A 17,228-nucleotide genomic window follows, 5' to 3' on the forward strand; every position below is an offset into this window, starting at 1 on the left:
CCGCCGCGTGATGGGATGCCGCAGGAGGTATCTGGCTCCCAGTGCGGCACCCAGGGCAAGGTGGTCTGCCTGGGACCGTCTCGTCCTCACCGATGACGTGAGGGCGGTGCGGGAGGAGACGGTGCCGCCCGTTAGCCGGCCGTCTGGGCCTGTTGAGCTGCGCTGGGGTGGGGCAGCGGGATCTTCTGTGCGAGCTTGTCGCCCTCGACATCGAGGTCGGGAAGCAAGCGGTCCAACCGGGCGGGAATCCACCAGGCTTTCTCCTGGGCGAGTGCCATGGTGGCCGGGATGAAGGTCATGCGGATGACGAAAGCGTCGATGAGGATGCCCGCGGCCAGTGCGAAGCCAGCCTGTTTGATCATGGGCTGGGCGTTGAAGACGAAGCCGGCGAAGACGGAGACCATGATGGTGGCCGCCGCCAGGACGACGGAGCTGGCACGGGCGAAGCCGGTGACGGTGGCGTTGACGGCGGTGGCTCCGTGGACGTGTGCTTCGCGTATGGAGGTCACCAGGAACATCTGGTAGTCCATGGCCAGCCCGTAGAGGACGCCGGTGATGATGATGGGCAGCAGGCTCACGACGGGTGCTGTGGCGTCGAGTCCGATCAGGCTCTGCAGCCAGCCCCACTGGAAGACTGCCGTGGTGATGCCGAAGGTGGCGGCGATGCTCAGCAGGAAGCCGAGGGTGGCCATCACCGGGACCATGAGGGAGCGGAAGACGAGGAGCAGAACGATGAGGGACAGTCCGAGGACGGTGGCCACGTAGAGGGGCAGGACGTCGGCGAGCCGGTCGGAGACGTCGATCGCGAGGGTGGTGAAACCGGCGATGCCGATGTCGGCACCGTGGGTTGCACTGATCTGCGCGCTCTTGTCCCGTAGGGCGGTGGCGAGATCCCTGGTGGCGTCGTCGTTCGGGCCGCTGCCGGGAATCAGACTGAGGATGGCAGTGGTTCTGGTCTGGTTCATCCCTGCCAGGGAGACCGCTGTGGCACCCTTGACGCTTCGCAGGTCCGAGGTCACCGCGGCGAGAGTCGCGGGCGCGAGGGGCTGTCCGTTCGTCGTGGAATCGACGGCGATCAGGAGGGGGCCGTTGTAACCGGGCCCGTAGGCATCGCTGACCAGGTCATAGCTGCGTCGCTGACCGGTGTCGGTGTTGTAGCTGGCACCGGAGGGGAGGCCGAGCTTCATCCCGGCGGCGGGCACCGCCAGGATCACGGGGATCAGGATCGAGGCCACGAGGGCGGCGTACCTGTGACGGACCAGGAAGGCTCCCCAGCGGGTGGCCCGGGTGTGCTCGGCACTCCTTGTCCGCTCTTGTTCCCTTTGTCGAGTGCGGGCGGGGCAGATGCGTCCTTGGACCAGGCCCAGTAGGGCGGGCAGCAGGGTCAGGGCGAGCAGGACAACGATCGCGATCGTGCCGGCCGCGACAAGGGCCATGGTGCTGAGCAGCGTGATACCGATGACCAGGAGCCCGGCCAGGGCGATGATGACGGTGCTGCCGGCGAAGAAGACCGCGCTCCCGGCGGTGCCGAGCGCACGGCCGGTCGCTTCATGGGGGTCCATACCCTGGTCGAGGATCAGCCGGCGTTCCCGGATGACGATGAACAGTGCGTAGTCGATGCCGACGGCCAGCCCCAGCATCAGCGCCAGCACCGCTGCGAGTGAATGGATCTCGAAGACGGTGGAGAGGGTGAAGGCGCCGCCGACTCCCACCGTGACGCCGGCCAGGGCGATGATCAGTGGCAGACCTGCCGCGATGACCGATCCCAGGGTGATCAGCAGGACAAGGGCCGCCACAACGACGCCGACAATCTCCCCGACGCCGATGATGTCGGGGATCTCCATCATGGCCGCCGACGGCAGGACTTCCAGATCTCCGGGTGCGGCCTGCTCCTCGGCGGCCCGGATGGTGCTGTCGATCGTCCCGGCAGGAAGTTCGAAGGTCTGCTGGTCGAATTGGAACTGCATCAGTGCCGCTGAGCCGTCGTCGGAGACGACGACTCCCGGCACCGGCTGACCATCGTGCCGCAAGGGGACGGGTGTCTTGCCGGAGGACGGCCTTCCAGCGGCTTGGGCAACCGCTGCCTGAGCCTGCAACAGGGGACTGTTCGCACCCTTGGCGGCTTCCCGGGCCAGCACTTTCCTCGCGTCGATGACGTGGTCGTGCCGGTAGACGGCGTCGACGGCAGCCACCAGGGCGGACCGCACCTTCTCGTCGTTGATCCGGGCACCCTTCGGAGCGGTGAAGAGCAGCATGCCCTGGCCGCCGGATGCCTCCGGCAGGGAGGTGGCCAAGTCGTCGATGACCTGCTGGGACGGGGTGCCGTCGATGCGGACTTCGTTGCTGAGCTTGACCGGATGGGTCACGAGCAGAAGGACGACCGCCGCCAGCACTGCCAACCATCCTCCGATGACGTACCAGGGCTTGCCGTAGGCGAACCTTCCCAGCCGATACAGCAGAACGGACACAGATTTCTCCCTCTCCTTCATGCGACCTGACGAGCCAGGTCGCACCACGAAGTGAGAGGTTACTATCAAAACGAGAGTGGACTATCGATGCGGTAGGGTGCTATCGAAGCGACTCATCCGAGATCAGGGAAGTCACAGATGGCAACCACGGACGGCCGCGTGCCCCGGCGCAGGGTCGACGCCCGCTCCAGCGTGGAGCGCATCACCGCTGCGGGACGGACGGTCCTGGGCAGAGGCGAAGCCTCTCTGGAGCAGATCGCGTCAGAAGCCGGCGTGGGCATCGCCACGCTCTACCGCCACTTCCCCAATCGTGAGGCCATCGTCCGGGCTGTCCTGGAGGACATCCTCGACACCGACCTTCTCCCTCTCATCGAGGGAGCCGCCGACTCCCCGCACACACGCCAGGCCCTTCAGGACATCGCCACGCATCTGCTCGAACTCATCACCGAGGAGCGGGGCCTGGTCCCCTTCGCCGGCAACTTCGCCGACGTCGCAGTGGACGTCCTCCAGCGCTTCAGCGCCTCCCTCCACCCGCTCCTGGTGCGCGCGCAGCAAGCCGGCGAGATCCGTGCCGACCTCACCGCCGAGGACATCCCTCACTTCCTCGTCATGGCGGTCGCCGGCCTCGCGCTCCCCGGCGCCACACCCTCTCTACGCGCCCGCTTCATCGCCCTGCTCTTCGACTCCCTCAACCCGGCCAACGCCACTCCCCTGCCCCCGCTGCTCGCCGAAAGCGACGACCTGCGCGCCTCAGTCCGCAACGTCGCGCGCACCTGACCCACGTCATCCGGCCCGCCGAGCCGAACCGAGGGGTCCGACCCGCCGTACGCGCCTCCCTCCATGCCGACGGACCGCGCCGGGAGCGCCAAGGCTCAACTGAAAACAGCTGTCGGCGCCCACAATGTGGGCCGCCTCAGTGAGCGGTAAGCGGTAGGTGCTTTTGTCCACCACCTGAACGCGTGGAACTGCGGCATCTCAGTCGGCGGGCGGGCACGGACGCGCAGGGCTGACTGCTGTGAGCGAGCGAAAGCCTTCCACGACCGACCTGCTCGATGGGCAGCGGGCGCTCATCGAGGCGGTGATCGGCTCACGGTTAAACCGACCCGGTCACCCTCGACTCCATGATCGTCGGCGTGGTGCTGCTCGTGGTGTTCGTCTGGCTGGAGTCCAGGGTCGCGCATCCGCTGCTGCCACTGCGCCTCGTGCTGGACCCGGACCCGCGGTGGTTCGTTCATGGCGGTGTTCGTCCCGGGCATGGCGATGTTCTCGATCTTCCTGTTTCCTGACCTACTCCTTTGCGACCAGCCTCGGCTACTCGCCGATCAAGACCGGTCTGGCGTTCCTGCCGATGGTCGCGGGCGTCGTCGCTTCGTCGACCACGATGCCTTTGCTGGTGCTGGCCAAGGTCCGGCCCTGAGGTCGTCGTCAGCGTCGGCTTCGCGGTCGCCGCAGCCGGTATGGCCCTGCTGACCCGGCTCGAGTGGGGCAGCGCCTACGCCACCCACAGCATGCCCGGCATGATCCTGCTGGGTCTCGGCATCGGCGGGGTGATGACCACCGCGTTCCAGGGGGCGACCTCAGGCCTGCACCGCGATGGCACGGGCGTCGCCTCGGCGCTGATCAACACCGGTCAGCAGGTGGGCGGCTCCATCAGTACGGCGCTACTGACCACCGTTACCTCGTCGGCCGCGACCGACTACCTGTCTTCGCACAAGCCCAGCGCGCTGGCCGCGGCGCAGGCCGGGGTCGAGGGCTGCACGGCCACCCTGGCGTGGGGCTCCGGGTTCTTCGTGGTCGGTGCGGTGATCGCGGCGTTCCTGATTCCGAATCGGGCTCTGGAGCCGTCCGAGGGCGAGCCCGTGATGGCCACTGAGCCTGGATCCACCCGGACCGTCTCGCCCTGCGCATCCACGGCGGGGCGTTCTCCGCGATGGACTTCACCGCCCGCCACCCGCGCACCGGAGAACTGCTGTCGGGCCTCGGGCCACCAGCGCCGGAGTCAGCGAGGGACCTTCTTCGCCTTTGGCAGGAAACACTCTGCCGAAACGATCCCTCGTTCCCCTCGCTCTCCTGGGGATCACGGGACCGCGGCCAGAGCCGTCAAAACGCCAGTCCAGCTCTTCACCCCACTTGCTTGCGGGATCAACCAGGTAGCGGAAGTCCGGACAAGGATCGAGCCCTCTCGCTGACGCGCTACCGAGGTGGAACGGTGTCGTAGTCGTGCCGGGCCTGCTCGACCTTGTCCAGGTTGACGGCAGCCCATTCGGCGAGGTGCGCGAAGAGGGGGGCCAGGCTGCGGCCCAGCTCGCTGATCTCGTACTCGACCCGAGGGGGGACCTCCGGGTGATACGTACGCACGACCATGCCGTCGCGTTCCAGCTGACGCAGCCGCTGAGTCAGTACCTTCGGTGTGATCGTGCCGATCCGTCGTTCCAGCTCGACGAACCGTTGCCGACCATGCATGTGGAGAGTCCACAGGATCGGCGTGGTCCACCGGCTGAACACGATATCCACGACCGCACTGGTCGGACAGGCGAGTTCCGGGTCGCTCGCAGCGGCTGCCACCCAGTCAGCGTCGCCAGCCATACACACTCCCTCGGGATAGTCACTTTCCTATAGGTACCTACTATATCGACGGTGTTAGCGTCCCCGTGTCGCCTGGAGAGCAGCTCTCCACGGCGGCCCCCGCCCGCTCGGGCGGCAACAACCATGCTGAGTCGACACGGGAGTTGTTCATGTTCGTAGTGACGGGTGCGACTGGTAACGTCGGCCGATCGCTCGTGCGGGCCCTCGCGGCAGCCGGTGCGCAGGTGACCGCGACATCCCGGGGGATCTCGGACGCGGACGTGCCGGAGAGCGTCCAGTACACGCAGGCTGACCTGGTCGATCCTGAGAGCCTTCGGCCCGTTTTCGACGGAGCCGACGCGCTGTTCCTGCAAAGCGGCGGCCCCAGCGCCCATCTGCTGAGCCCACAGGACATACTCGACGTCGCCAAGGCCGGCGGTGTCGGGCGGGTCGTCCTGCTGTCCTCCCAAGGCGTCGCGACCCGACCGCATTCGGCCTCTCACGGGGACCTGGGACGATCCATCGAGAACGCCGTCCAGCAATCAGGCATGGACTGGACGATCCTGCGGCCCGGAGGCTTCAACTCCAACGCGTACGCCTGGGCCGAGTCGGTCCGCGCCCGAAGGACCGCCGTCGCGCCGTTCGCCGACATCGGCCTGCCGACCATCGACCCGGACGACATCGCCGAGGTCGCCGCCACAGCCCTGCGGGAGGACGGCCACGCCGGACAGATATACGAGCTGACCGGCCCCACCCTCAGCACGCCCCGCCAGCGGGCCGAGGCGATTGCCGACGCACTCGGCGAACCCGTCCGGTTCATCGAGCAGACCCGCGACGAGGCCCACGCGCAGATGCTGCGGTTCATGCCCGAGCCCGTGGTCGAGACCACGCTGACCATCCTGGGTGAGCCCACACCCGCCGAACAGCGCATCAGCCCCGCCGTCGAGCGGCTCCTCGGCCGCGCGCCCCGCACCTTCGCCGACTGGGCCCAGCGCCACATCGCCGCCTTCCGATAAGGGCCTGCGTCCCCGGCGAAGGCATTCCTAAACAATCCATCACGACGCATCGCCGACCGCACCCAGACGATTCCTGCACCTCGGAGTGACGGCGGCGAAGCGACCCCGGCGCAGTGCCTGAGGTGGGTCAGTCGAGGATGCCGAGGTGCTGGTCGGGGTAGCAGTGGGTGCAGGCGGGCAGTCCGGCGGCGAGGAGCCGGCGGGCCTCGTCCCGGCCGACGGGGCGGTGGCGTTTCCCGGCGGCGTAGCAGTCACCGGTGTGGACCGCGACGGGCGGGCGTCCGGTGCCGATGCCGAGTTCGACGATCCAGTCCGGCCTAGGCGGGCGGGAGCGCCGTCCGTGTTCCTGCTCGGCTTCCCGCTGCCGCAGAGCGGCGATCTTGCGGTCGATGCGCTCCAGCCACATCACGTGCCACACCCGCAGGGTGCGCAGCCGCTCCAGGTCCGGAGGCAGGTCGTCGAAGACGTTGTGACCGAGCACGATAGGTGGTGCTCATGGACAACTTCGATGCTCATCGGGAGAGGACCCGGGCGCCCTCTGGAGCACGACGGCCCACGGCGCCCGCAGAGGACAGAGGAGGCAGGTCGAATCAGCCTGCGCGCCTGACGGCCTCGCGAACCTTGATGGCGTACGCCTCGCGGTCCTCCTCGTACAGGCGGGCCGGCTACGCGGCCGGGAACGGGCCCGGAGGCAGCGTCGGCGAAACGTGCGGGGTGATGGGGACAAGCGGGCCGACGCGAGGGGAGCGAACGCGGCACGCGTATACGGGTCTGACGATCAGGAGCCTGGCTGGGTGGCGCGGTACGGCCGGTGTCCCGGCCGTACCGCGCCGCTGGTGATTACTTGACGGTGAAGCCGCCGTCGACGACGAGTGCCTGGCCTGTGGTGAAGGCGGCTCCCGGGCTGGACAGCCACAGCACGGCGGAGGCGATCTCCTCGACACTGCCGGAGCGCTTCATGGGGATCTCGTTGATGATGGCTGCCATGTGTTCGGGCGCCTCGGCGATCGCGTTGGTGACCATGGGGGTCTCGGTGACGCCCGGGCAGATCGCGTTGATGCGGATGCCGCGGGTGGCGTACTCCAGAGCGGCACTGCGGGTCAGGCCGATCACCGCGTGCTTGGAGGCGGTGTAGGCGCCCAGTCCTCCGGTACCGACGACGCCGCCTGTGGAGGAGCAGTTGACGATCGCTCCGTCGCCCTGCTCGCGCATCTGGCGCAGCTCGTGCTTCATGCAGTTCCAGACACCGCGGAGGTTGACCGCGATCACGCGGTCGAAGTCGTCGCCGTCGGCGTCCGCCACCTCGCTGACCGGGGCCTGGATGCCGGCGTTGTTGTAGGCGACGTCCAGACTGCCGAACGCCTTAACCGTCTCGTCGACGGCCCGGGCCACGTCGGATTCGTCGGCCACGTCGCAGCGCAGGGCGATCGACCGGTGTCCGGCCGCCGTCAGCTGCTCGGCCGCAGCCTGGACGGCGTCCAGGTCCCGGTCGGCGAGCGCGACCGCGGCGCCCGCCTCTGCGAACGCCTTGGCGGCGGCCAGGCCGAGGCCCGAGCCGGCGCCGGTGACGAGGGCAGCCTTGTTGGTGAAAGAGAAGTTGATCGTCATGTCCTTGGGTTTCTGTGAAGGGGTGAACAGGGGTGGTGGGCGTCGGTCGTCCATCCAGTGCGCGGACGCCGGAGCAGGGGGTATGTGCGGGGCGTCGCACAGGGCGTCCAGGACACTCTCGGAGACGCCGCTGAGGTTGCCGCGTTCCAGGCGTGTGTAGTACTCGACGCTCATGCCGGCCAGCTGAGCGACCTCGCCGCGGCGCAGGCCGGGTACCCGGCGCTTTCCGTGGGACGGCAGCCCTGCCTGTTCGGGCGTGATCCGGGCGCGGCGCGATGTGAGGAATGCGCTGACTTCGGCCTGCTTGTCCATACGTCCAACCTAGGAATGAGGCGGATGAAGGTGGGAGTCTCGGCTGTGAGGGGTACTGGGAGAACCCCCCAGGACAGCAGCCCCAGCCGTGCGCTGCGAGGCGGCCGCCAGCAGGCTCAGCGGCAGCAGGGCCGCCAGGGCGAGAGCGAGGCCCACCAGCGACGGGCCCTTGAGACCGAGGGCGGAGGTGAGGGCGACGCCGCCGATCCAGGAGCCGGAAGCGATGCCGACCTGGAAGGCGGACGTGGTCAGGGCTACGGGCAGGGCCCGGCCCGGTCCGACGATGCGGATCACCTGGCCGACGAGGATCGGGGTGGACGAGATGCCGACGGCGCCGAGCAGCACGAGCAGGATCACGGCCGCGACGCTGTTGGTCGCCCACAAGGTGATGGTGGCCAGGAGGGTGGCGGTGACGGCGGCGGCGGGGATCAATGTGGCGTACGGCCGCCGGTCTCCGCGACGCCCACCGAAGGCGGTGCCGGCCAGGGCGCCGGCGCCGTAGCCGAGCATGGCCAGCGGAAGGACCGTCGTCGAGAGCCCGCCCCGCTCGGTCAGTAGCGGGGCGATGTAGCTGTAGAAGGCCAGCAGGCCGCCCTGCATCAGCGCGGCGGCGAGGTAGATCAGCCACAGGCGGGGGTGCTTGAGGGCCCCGAGTTCTGCGCGCAGCGAGCTGTCGCCGCCGCCGTTGTCGGCGGGCACTCGGCGGGCCACTACTACGGTGGCGGCCAACGAGATCAGGGCGAGGGTCCAGAAGAGGGCCTGCCAGCCGACCAGTTGGCCGGCCGCCGTGCCCAGCGGGACGCCGACGGCGTTGGCGAGGGTCATGCCGCCGACCATCACGCTCATGGCGCGGGTGCGGGCCGCCGGTCCGGCCGCGGCGGTGGCGACCACCGCGCCCATGACCCAGAAGGTGCCGTTGCCCAGCGCCGCGGCGAATCGGCCCACCAGCGCGAGCGCCAGGTTGGAACCGAGCGCGCCGAGGATGTGCCCGGCGGCGAAGACGAGAAGGGCGGCGATCATCGCCGAGCGGTGCGGCAGCCGCAGGGTCGCCAGGGACATCACGGGCGCGCCAATGCCCATGCCGAGCGCGTAGACGGTGATCAGCAGTCCGGCGCTGGACACGCGCACCCCGAGGCTGTCGGAGATCTGTGGCAGCAGGCCGGCGACGATGAGTGAGCTGGTGCTCATGACGAACGAGACGGCACCGAGCAGCCACACCACCGGCGGCAGCTTGACCTTCCCGGCCGGAGCGGTCGTGTCGCCGTCGGGCCGGGGCGGACCTGCGACGGCCGGGGCGCCCGGCCGGGTGGGTGTGGGGGAGGCGGCAGCAGTCACCAGAGGTCCTTTCAAGCGTCGGCGCGCACGACGGTCACCGGGGAGCCGGCCGGAAGGCCGAGGGCGTGCCGAGGGGATGTGCGGGCGGGGCCTCGTGGACCGCGCCGAGATTTATGGAACCAGCCGCCGCGCGCCGCAAACAGGCACGCTCGTGAGGGGTAATGGCAGGGACCCCCAGGCCGGGCCGCGACGGCAGGCAGGGGAAGCACGACACAGGCATGCTGAGGCAGCCGCGACCCTCAGGAAGGCTCCGGGTGACGGCGGTCATCGTGGAACAGGGGGATCGGGGCGAGCGGCCGAGCCGGAAGCGGTCAGTTCTCGGTGTCGTCCTGCGTGACGGCCGTCGACCGGTCCTGGCTGGCGGCCCAGGCCGCCAGCAACTGGAGGGCGTCCGAGGCCGGGGTGCCGGGATCGGCGCTGTGGATGGTGATGGACAGCCCCTCGTCACCGGGCAGGTCCAGACTCTCGTGGACCAGTTCCATCTCGCCGACGACGGGATGGTGGAATCGTTTGACGCCGTCGGTGAAGGCGTGCACGTCGTGCGCGCCCCACAGGGTGCGGAAGGCGTCACTGCGGGTGGACAGCTCGCCGATCAGGTTGGACAGCTCGCGGTCGTAGGGGCTCTTGGCGACCTCGACCCGCAGCGCCCCCACCGCGTCACGGGCCACGCGCTCCCACTCGGGGAAGAGGCGGGTGGCCCGCGGGTCGAGGAAGGCGTACCGGCACGTGTTGGCCGGCTTCTGCTCCAGCACCTCCCCGTACAGGGCCCGGGACAGGGCGTTGGCCGCCAGGATGTCCATGCGGTTGTTGCGCACGTAGGCCGGCTGGTCGTGCAGTCCGTTGATGATGCGCAGCACGCTGGGCCGCACGGCCGTCTTCTTCGGGCGGCGCACGCGCGCCGGCCGGGCATTGGCCGCACGGGCCAGGGCGTGCAGGTGGTCGCGCTCGGTGTCGTCCAGGCGCAGGGCCTTGGCGAGGGCGTCCAGGACGCTGTCGGAAACACCGCCGAGGTTGCCGCGCTCCAGGCGCGTGTAGTACTCGACGCTCACCCCGGCGAGCATCGCGACCTCGACGCGGCGCAGCCCGGGCACCCGCCGCCGCCCGTACGCCGGCAGGCCCGCCTGCTCGGGGGTGATCTTGCCACGGCGGGACTTGAGGAACGCGCTGACTTCCGCCCGATTGTCCATGGCTCCAGCGTAGGAAGCCGAAGCGCATGGTGGGGGTCCCTGCCAGTACCCCTCACAGCGTGAACTCCCACCGGCGGGCTAAAGCCGGTTTTCTCTTCATTGCCCCGTGTGGGTTCGGGCCTGTAGCGCCCCTTCGGCGGACCTCGGGCACCCATGGATTCTGGAGATCACCGTGCATGTATTTCTGACCGGCGGCACCGGCTTCATCGGTTCGGCAGTGCTGCGGCGCCTGGTCGCCGACGGAACCGTGTGACGGGCCTCGTGCGTAGCGAGACGCCCGCGGCCAAGGTCACCGCCGCCAGCGCGACGCCGGTGATTGGCGACACCACCGACAGCTCCTGGCTCGCCGGCCAGATGGCCCAGGCAGACGGCACGATCCACACTGCGAGCCCGGGCGACGAGACCAGCGCGGCCGTCCAGGCCGCCGTCGCGGATACGGCCATCGCGGCTTGCACCGACAGCGGCAAGCCGTCTGTGCTGACCAGCCGCGTGACTGCATGCGAGGCCCCGGCCGCCGGTTCCCCGGAACCAGCGGAACTCCGCTCACGGCACCGCACCCCACTCCCCACCGCGTTGCCCCCACTCCGCGAGAAGGAATCACAGTGAAGGTTGAAAACAAGACGATCGATGGTGTCTTCATCGAGCATGTCCCCTCGGAAGGCAGTCCGTCCGGTCCGCCCATCGTCTTCGTTCATGGCGGTCTACAGGGCAGTTGGGCGTGGGAGAACTACCTGCCCTACTTCGCCGCCGCCGGCCACGACTCTTACGCGTTCAGCTGGTTCAACCACCACGGGTCTCAGGACCTGCCGGAAGACCAGTTCACGCTCCGCTCCATGGCCGACACCGTGGAAGAGCTGGAGACCGTCGTCGACCACATCGGGCACGTGCCGATTCTCATCACTCACAGCATGGGTGCGCTGGTCGGACTGAAGTACGCAGAGAAGCACCCCGTCCTTGCGCAGGTCCACATCACCCCTGCCATCAGCGCCGAAGTGGGCCTCCACCCCCACACCGAGATCGACCTCACGCAGCCGACCGACATCCCCGATTTCGAGACCGCATGGCAGACGGTGTTCGAGGGCAGCCCGGAGGACGACGCCCGCCGCTACTACGCTCTGCTGTGCAGGGAATCGGCCATGGCCATCAAGGAAACGCTGTCGACCTCACTCCGAGTGGACCGCACCCGCATCGACGGACCCTCGCTGGTGATCGCAGCGGAGAACGACGTGATCGTCCCCGCCGAAGCCATCCGCCGCAGCGCCGCCCACTTCGGCTCCGACTACCTCTTCGTCCGAGGGCGCTCCCACAACGTCCTCCTCGAACCGGGCTGGCGCGAGACCGCGGAGCGCATCAGTACCTGGCTCGACCGCCACACCTGGTAAGTGCGTTCCGCTCCCTAACGGCGGTTGGCCGCTACCCTGCGCGCCAGCTATCGCGCTCAGCCGCCAACTAGTGCTGCGGCAGGCAACGTTTGCCCGTCAAGGAGCGGCGTCCGGTGCGTGCTCTCGGTGTGCCGGCCGGAAGCCCTCGTACTGGATGTACTTGGGTTTTCGGCCGGTGCGGCGAGAGGGCGTGCCGGGCGTCGCGACGGGGCGAACGTCGCCTGTCGCGGCACTAGCGCGCTCAAGCGCCAACTATCACACTCAGTCACATCTCTTGTGACTAAGTGCGACATCTGGTCTGGCAGGACAACTTCGATGCACAGGGCCTGCTGGCTCGCCCGGCGCGCGAACCGGGTCACCACCGGGCGCGCAGTACGCCGTCGCTGTCCGGGAGGGCAGCACAGAGCAGCGGGTGGTGTTCGGCGGAGGACAGGGGCAGGGCGCAGGCGGCTCGGGCATCGGCCACGTGGGCGCTGAGCGCCTGGTAGTCGGTGTCGTCGACGATCGCGTGGCTGATCGCCCCGTCCTGCGCCTCCCAGACGAAGTCGATGGATTCCTCCTGGGGCAATGCGGCGAGGACGGCGCCGACGTCCGGGGTCAGGTCGGGCCAGACGGTCAGCAAGGCGCGCGGGCCGAGACTGGCGCGCACTGCGCCGAGGTTCTCCGGCGTGATTCGGTGCCAGCGTGCGGCGTTGCGAACGTAGCTTTCCTCGAGGAGCAACGCATGCCGTGAGGCCAGCGCGGTGTGCAAGCGTATCCAGAAGTGCTCGTCGGCTGGCTCCGTCACTTCCGCTTCGTCGACCTCGGCCGCGTAGGGCGAGGCCGTAAGCGGTTCCGGGAAGAGGCCGAGTTCCCGCGTACGGGCCACGGCGTCCGCACAGGGCCGATCGCTGCCCACGTACACATACTGGTCCCACCCGACATGCACGGTGAACAAATCCCCTACTTCCAGTCGGCACCAAGCGCCTTGGTCGCGGAGCATGGCTCGGACCAGTTCCAGGGCGACCGGAAGGGAGACCTCGGCCCCGTCGTGGTAGCCGGTGAGGTCGGGCGGGAAGAGCCCGCCGAGACCGTGCCCCTCAACCGGCGGCTCCACACCGAAGTGGACGAAGCCGGTGACCGCAGGTTCGCGGATCTCCAACCGGTCGATGTCCGATGCCTCCGCGAAGGCGGCGATCGCCGCGAGGTACGCCGCTTCGACAGGTCCGTGGTCGCTGACCGCGTCCTCGGCGCCGGCGTAGTGGCCGTGCTCGTCGCGGTCGGCGGGGTCGTATTTGGTGATCCGGTGGACGTAGGCCGGCGGCACGCTACTCCTTGGACGGGGCGGAAGGAGTGCCCAGCGTAGATCCCGGTCCCCGATTCCGTGGCCGGGTGGAGGGGTCCCCGCATCGACGGGTTCGAGGCCCGATGGTCATCTCCTCAGGAGCGTTGTGCCTCGTCGAGGAAGACGCCTTGGTCGCGGCGGCGATTTCGGCGATGCGTTGAAGTGCGTCCTGGTAGGCGTCCGCAACACCTGCTTGCTCCGCAGCATCCGGTGCACCTGCTCCAGCACGCAGAACGCGTACGCCTTCCAGTCGACAGTGCCCGGCTCCAGGTGCGGCGCGCACAACACCAGGCGCCGCCACGACCCGGTGAGCAGGCCGGTGTCGATCTCGGCCGGGCCGACCTTCTTGCGTCCCATCAGGTCCGACAGCGGCTTCAACGCCTTCCGGACCGGCAGGCCCTCCGGCGTGGCGCCGAAGTCGACCACCGTCACCAGGAGCTTCAGGAACGGCCGTACGGTGCCGAACCGGGTGACCAGCTGGGTCCGCCATGCCTCGTCCGCGTCCGAGTCGAGCGGCGGAGTCAGCTCGAATAGCGCGGCAATCGCCGCCGCCAGCTCATGCCGGGGCACCACCTGCTCGATCCGCTCCCACATCGCCTCCAGCGTCTCCACCTCGGGCGGGGTGATCTCGCCGGTGTCGGTGTCGACCTGCTCGCTGGTGCTGTCGAACACGACCTCCTATCGTGATCATCGAGTTCCGCTTCGCACTCCTGACGACCCCGACCGGCCAATGGCTGTCTGCCGCGATCTCGCGCCCTGTGCTCCTGCGCGACCTCAGCGCCATGCGGCTGCCCACCGCTCTCACCCGTGCCGTCGAAGTGGGACTGCTGGAGCACAACTCCCAGAACTACACCCTGCGCCATGCAGTGATCGCCCGTACCACCGCAGCGTTCCCCGGCAGTACCGATCGAGCCCAACACCCCGCACCGGCACGAGTCATTCTGCAGGTCCCGATGCAGCCTCAACCGCATGACGTCAGTCGGGGGACTGTCACCCCAACCGTTTACTCAGCGTGGCCGCGTCACAGAAGCTGAGCCAGAACCGGAGAACGGACAGCAGACGAAGTGCCCGTACGCGGCCCGGAAGCACTGTCGCGGTCGCGTCGGGGAGCAGTTGTGACACCCCTGCTCACCAGCCTGTGGCCAGGACCAAGCCCGTGGGCGTAGGTGCTCCACCGCCGACGCCGGGGAGACCGACTGGGGCATTTCCTGTGGCTTGAGCGAAAGTGACCACGCCTCCACCGAACGTCGTGCTGTTGAAGACGACAGTGCTACGAGCAAACACCGCCCGGGGGAAGGTGACGGAACCGCCTCTGAAGGATGAGCCTTTGAACAGGACTGTGCCGCCTTCGAATCTTGTCCTCTTGAAGCGGAAGTTGCCGTCGAGAACCGTCATGCCCGTGAAATGGACGGAGCTCCCGTCCAGTCGGGCGTCAGTGAAGTTGATCGTGCCTCCATCGACCGTTGAGGTCCGGAAATTCACGGTGCCTCCGAGAAACTTCGTTCGGACGAAGTTGACGGTACCGCTGCGGAACGCGGCGTTGTTGAAGGCGACGGTGCCGTCGGTGAAGGCGGCTTCGTTGAAGACGACAGTGGCGCCCGTGTACTCCGTGCGCAGGAAGGTGACCGTTGCGCCGTCGAAGGTGGCGTTGTTGAAGCCGACGGTGCCGTCGGCAAACTTGGCACCTGTAAAGTTGACGGTGCCCCCGCGGAAGGTTGAGTTGAGAAAGCGGAACGTTCCGCTGGAGAACGTGGCGTCGGCGAAATTGACGGTTCCGCCAGAGAAGACCGCACCGCTGAAATCGCCGCCGTCGAAGACGGAGCCCGTGAAGTCCAGGTCGTGTCCCTGCCAGGAGTGGGGGTGGTCTGCCGGATGGCGGAGGTGGTCGCGTATGAGACGGATGATCGTGTGTCGGACTTCACGGAGTGCGAGGTAAGTGTGTAGGGCCTCCGGATCATTGGCTGGCAGGGCACTCTTGGCGGTATAGGGCAGGCGGAGATAGGCGCACAGGACGTCGATGCAGGTTTGGCGCAGGTCGCGGGTGGGGGCGTCGTCTGCGAGTCCGGCGAGAGCGTGCACACCGCCGAGACGGACAGCGGGGGAGCCGTCGCCGAGCTGGGATACGGCAGTGGTGAAGCGTTCGGTGTGAAGACGGGTTGCATCGCGGAGAGCACCGTCCTCGTCGACGCGCTGACGCCGATAGGCCACCACGAGAGCAACGAGCGCTCCGGCTCCGGCGACGACTCCGAAAGACAACTTCACGAGGTCGAACAGAGTCTTGGAGTCGATCTGCGGCTGAGCCTTCATCCCCCTGGCTCCGAGCAGGTCCCATCCCGTGTAGAAGACGGCCGAAGCGACAAGTATCGCGGTGAGGAAGGCGAGGCAGAGGGCGATACCGACCGGCCAGAGGCGCAGGCCACGCTGCTCAGTACGGCGGCCGGGAAGACGGAGACTCATGACCATCAGGATGCATCGCGAGTATCTGTGGTTGCACCTCGGCCTGCCTGACAGGCCCGTCACGAACGCCGTTCACACGGTGGACCGGTGGTGAGGAGACTTCCCTGCCGGCATGGCGTGAATGCGGAAACGCTTGTGTCGGTGTGGCGTTGGGTGGGATCGAGTCGGCTGAGGACGGCGCGCACGAAGTCCCGGCTATAGGGATGGGGTGCGGCCGCGCCGCGTGGAGTGGGCGGCTCGTAAGACCCGTGCTACCGGTCTCCTTCGAGCCGCTGCCGCCGTGCTGTAAAAGGTTGCCTGGGATTCGCGGGGCGGGCTCCCGAAGATGCCGTCGTCGACGACTTCGCGGTAGGCGGCTGCCGCGTTGCCGTGCCATTGGGTCAGGGCGTCGTGCATGGCCGGGGTGAGGGTGAAGTGGCGGCGGCCTTGGGGGTGTAGGTGCCGTTGCGGGTGTCGGCGTTGTCCATCCAGTGGCGCACGGTGCGCCAGTCGACGGTGAAAGCGGCGGCGACGGTGCGCACGTCGTGGTGGGTCAGGCGCTCGGTGTCGCGCAGGCGCAGCAGGCGCAGCAGGCGCAGCAGGCGCAGCAGGCGGCGAACCGCTGCGGCGCGCAGGGAGTGGCGTCGTAAGAGCCGTCGGGTGAGGACGTGGCGGGCACAGGGGTCGGAAATCTTCCACTGTCCTGACCAAGACCGGTCCGGCCATGGCAAGTCACTCGGGCGGCCGATGACCTGTGGGGGAGACATCGCGCGTGACGTGGACGCTGCCCGAGCCGATGCTGGCCACCCCCGTGCCTGCTCCCGCTCGGGGCCGGGACGGGCCGGCGAACCGCAGGCCGTGTGCGTGTAGTTATGTATCGGACGGTCCCGGTGCCGGATTCTCTGTGCAGACTGGGCGCATGACAGCGACATCGATGAGCAAAGGTGGCAACCTCTCCGTCGCCGCCAAGGCGGTGCAGGTCGAGCTCGGCTGGTCCGGGGGCCCGGGTGCGCCGGACGCCGATGCCTCGGCGCTGCTGCTCCGTGCCGATGGGCGGGTGAGGGACGACGGGGACTTCGTCTTCTACAACCAGCCGCAGCACGCCTCGGGTGCCGTACGTCATCTGGGGAAGCGGCGGAGCGGTGACGGCACGACGGACACCGTCGGGGTGGATCTGGGGGCCCTGGAGCCGGAGATCGAACGGGTCGTTCTCGGCGCTTCCGCAGACGGGGGCACCTTCGGCCAGTTGTCGGGTCTGCGGCTGCGGCTGCTCGACGCCGGGACGGGTGGGCATTTGGCGTTGTTCGAGATGGAGGCTACGACGGAGACGGCGTTCATCGGCGGAGAGCTGTACCGGCGGGCCGGTCAGTGGAAGTTCCGTGCGGTGGGACAGGGGTACGCGTCCGGACTCGCGGGGCTGGCCACGGACTTCGGGATCAGCGTGGACGAAGAACCGGGCGCCACCGCCTCGACGGCTTCCTCCGCGGCCACGCCCGCACCCACGTTCCCGTCCGCGCCCGCCGCCCCGGCGTCCACCCCTGCCGTCGCGAGCGCTCCGCCCCAGCCTGGCCCTCCCACCCCCCCCCCCGCCCCCC

Annotated in this window: 15 protein-coding genes and 3 pseudogenes; 7 read left to right on the plus strand and 11 right to left on the minus strand. The window is 68.6% G+C overall.

Annotation, left to right across the window (positions count from 1 at the left end):
• Positions 1-131: 131 nt before the first annotated feature.
• A complete protein-coding gene (locus RM704_RS36010; RefSeq protein WP_033525626.1) occupies positions 132-2,468 on the minus strand; it encodes an MMPL family transporter in 2,337 nt (778 codons plus the stop codon).
• A gap of 138 nt (positions 2,469-2,606) precedes the next feature.
• Between RM704_RS36010 and RM704_RS36015 the strand changes: the two genes are divergently transcribed.
• The 3 genes and pseudogenes from RM704_RS36015 to RM704_RS36025 all read left to right on the plus strand — a co-directional run.
• Positions 2,607-3,245, plus strand: coding sequence for a TetR/AcrR family transcriptional regulator (locus RM704_RS36015; RefSeq protein WP_033525625.1), 639 nt, complete (start codon positions 2,607-2,609; stop codon positions 3,243-3,245).
• Positions 3,246-3,589: 344 nt separating this feature from the next.
• Positions 3,590-3,754, plus strand: a complete 165-nt coding sequence (locus RM704_RS36020) for a hypothetical protein (RefSeq protein WP_311592106.1) — start codon at positions 3,590-3,592, stop codon at positions 3,752-3,754.
• 593 nt (positions 3,755-4,347) lie between these two features.
• Positions 4,348-4,443, plus strand: a pseudogene (locus RM704_RS36025) (recombinase family protein); the annotation flags it as partial.
• A gap of 218 nt (positions 4,444-4,661) precedes the next feature.
• Here the strand turns inward: RM704_RS36025 and RM704_RS36030 are convergent.
• A complete protein-coding gene (locus tag RM704_RS36030) occupies positions 4,662-5,054 on the minus strand; it encodes a winged helix-turn-helix transcriptional regulator (protein WP_033525624.1) in 393 nt (130 codons plus the stop codon).
• 149 nt (positions 5,055-5,203) lie between these two features.
• Between RM704_RS36030 and RM704_RS36035 the strand changes: the two genes are divergently transcribed.
• Positions 5,204-6,049: an NAD(P)H-binding protein gene (locus tag RM704_RS36035; RefSeq protein ID WP_033525623.1), complete on the plus strand. Its 846-nt coding sequence runs from the start codon at positions 5,204-5,206 to the stop codon at positions 6,047-6,049.
• 127 nt (positions 6,050-6,176) lie between these two features.
• Here RM704_RS36035 and RM704_RS36040 read toward each other — a convergent pair whose 3' ends face one another.
• The 5 genes and pseudogenes from RM704_RS36040 to RM704_RS36060 all read right to left on the minus strand — a co-directional run bounded on the left by RM704_RS36040 (position 6,177) and on the right by RM704_RS36060 (position 10,491).
• Positions 6,177-6,530, minus strand: a complete 354-nt coding sequence (locus tag RM704_RS36040) for a DUF6233 domain-containing protein (protein ID WP_311592109.1) — start codon at positions 6,528-6,530, stop codon at positions 6,177-6,179.
• Between the two features lie 359 nt (positions 6,531-6,889).
• On the minus strand, positions 6,890-7,657 hold the full coding sequence (locus tag RM704_RS36045; protein ID WP_033525704.1) for an SDR family NAD(P)-dependent oxidoreductase: 768 nt from the start codon (positions 7,655-7,657) through the stop codon (positions 6,890-6,892).
• Positions 7,658-7,747: 90 nt separating this feature from the next.
• A pseudogene (locus tag RM704_RS36050) lies at positions 7,748-7,969 on the minus strand (helix-turn-helix domain-containing protein); the annotation flags it as partial.
• 9 nt (positions 7,970-7,978) lie between these two features.
• A complete protein-coding gene (locus RM704_RS36055; protein WP_063774456.1) occupies positions 7,979-9,304 on the minus strand; it encodes an MFS transporter in 1,326 nt (441 codons plus the stop codon).
• A 311-nt stretch (positions 9,305-9,615) separates the two neighbouring features.
• Positions 9,616-10,491 carry a helix-turn-helix transcriptional regulator gene (locus tag RM704_RS36060; RefSeq protein ID WP_033525621.1) on the minus strand — a complete coding sequence of 292 codons (876 nt, stop codon included), beginning with the start codon at positions 10,489-10,491 and terminating at the stop codon, positions 9,616-9,618.
• Positions 10,492-10,740: 249 nt separating this feature from the next.
• Between RM704_RS36060 and RM704_RS36065 the strand changes: the two genes are divergently transcribed.
• Together RM704_RS36065 and RM704_RS36070 are read left to right on the plus strand one after the other, a co-directional pair.
• Complete coding sequence (locus RM704_RS36065) at positions 10,741-11,097, plus strand: hypothetical protein (RefSeq protein WP_052145858.1); 357 nt, start codon at positions 10,741-10,743, stop codon at positions 11,095-11,097.
• Positions 11,094-11,873, plus strand: coding sequence for an alpha/beta hydrolase (locus tag RM704_RS36070; RefSeq protein ID WP_033525620.1), 780 nt, complete (start codon positions 11,094-11,096; stop codon positions 11,871-11,873). Before RM704_RS36065 ends, RM704_RS36070 begins: the two co-directional genes overlap by 4 nt.
• 355 nt (positions 11,874-12,228) lie before the next feature.
• On the opposite strand, the gene RM704_RS36075 is transcribed toward RM704_RS36070, so the two are convergent.
• From RM704_RS36075 to RM704_RS36090, 4 genes and pseudogenes are all read right to left on the minus strand, one after another.
• Positions 12,229-13,179, minus strand: coding sequence for a hypothetical protein (locus RM704_RS36075; protein ID WP_033525619.1), 951 nt, complete (start codon positions 13,177-13,179; stop codon positions 12,229-12,231).
• A gap of 138 nt (positions 13,180-13,317) precedes the next feature.
• Positions 13,318-13,875 (minus strand): annotated as a pseudogene (locus RM704_RS36080) (Tn3 family transposase); the annotation flags it as partial.
• A gap of 450 nt (positions 13,876-14,325) precedes the next feature.
• Positions 14,326-15,654 (minus strand): pentapeptide repeat-containing protein, encoded by a 1,329-nt coding sequence (locus RM704_RS36085; protein ID WP_033525702.1) that lies wholly within the window; start codon positions 15,652-15,654, stop codon positions 14,326-14,328.
• A 380-nt stretch (positions 15,655-16,034) separates the two neighbouring features.
• Complete coding sequence (locus tag RM704_RS36090; RefSeq protein WP_311592123.1) at positions 16,035-16,400, minus strand: hypothetical protein; 366 nt, start codon at positions 16,398-16,400, stop codon at positions 16,035-16,037.
• A 152-nt stretch (positions 16,401-16,552) separates the two neighbouring features.
• Here RM704_RS36090 and RM704_RS36095 point away from each other — a divergent pair.
• Positions 16,553-17,228, plus strand: a 676-nt coding sequence (locus RM704_RS36095; RefSeq protein ID WP_311592127.1) for a TerD family protein, incomplete at its 3' end; no start/stop codon positions are given.

The organism is Streptomyces gottesmaniae, assembly GCF_031845845.1.
In the GTDB taxonomy this organism is placed as follows: domain Bacteria; phylum Actinomycetota; class Actinomycetes; order Streptomycetales; family Streptomycetaceae; genus Streptomyces; species Streptomyces akebiae.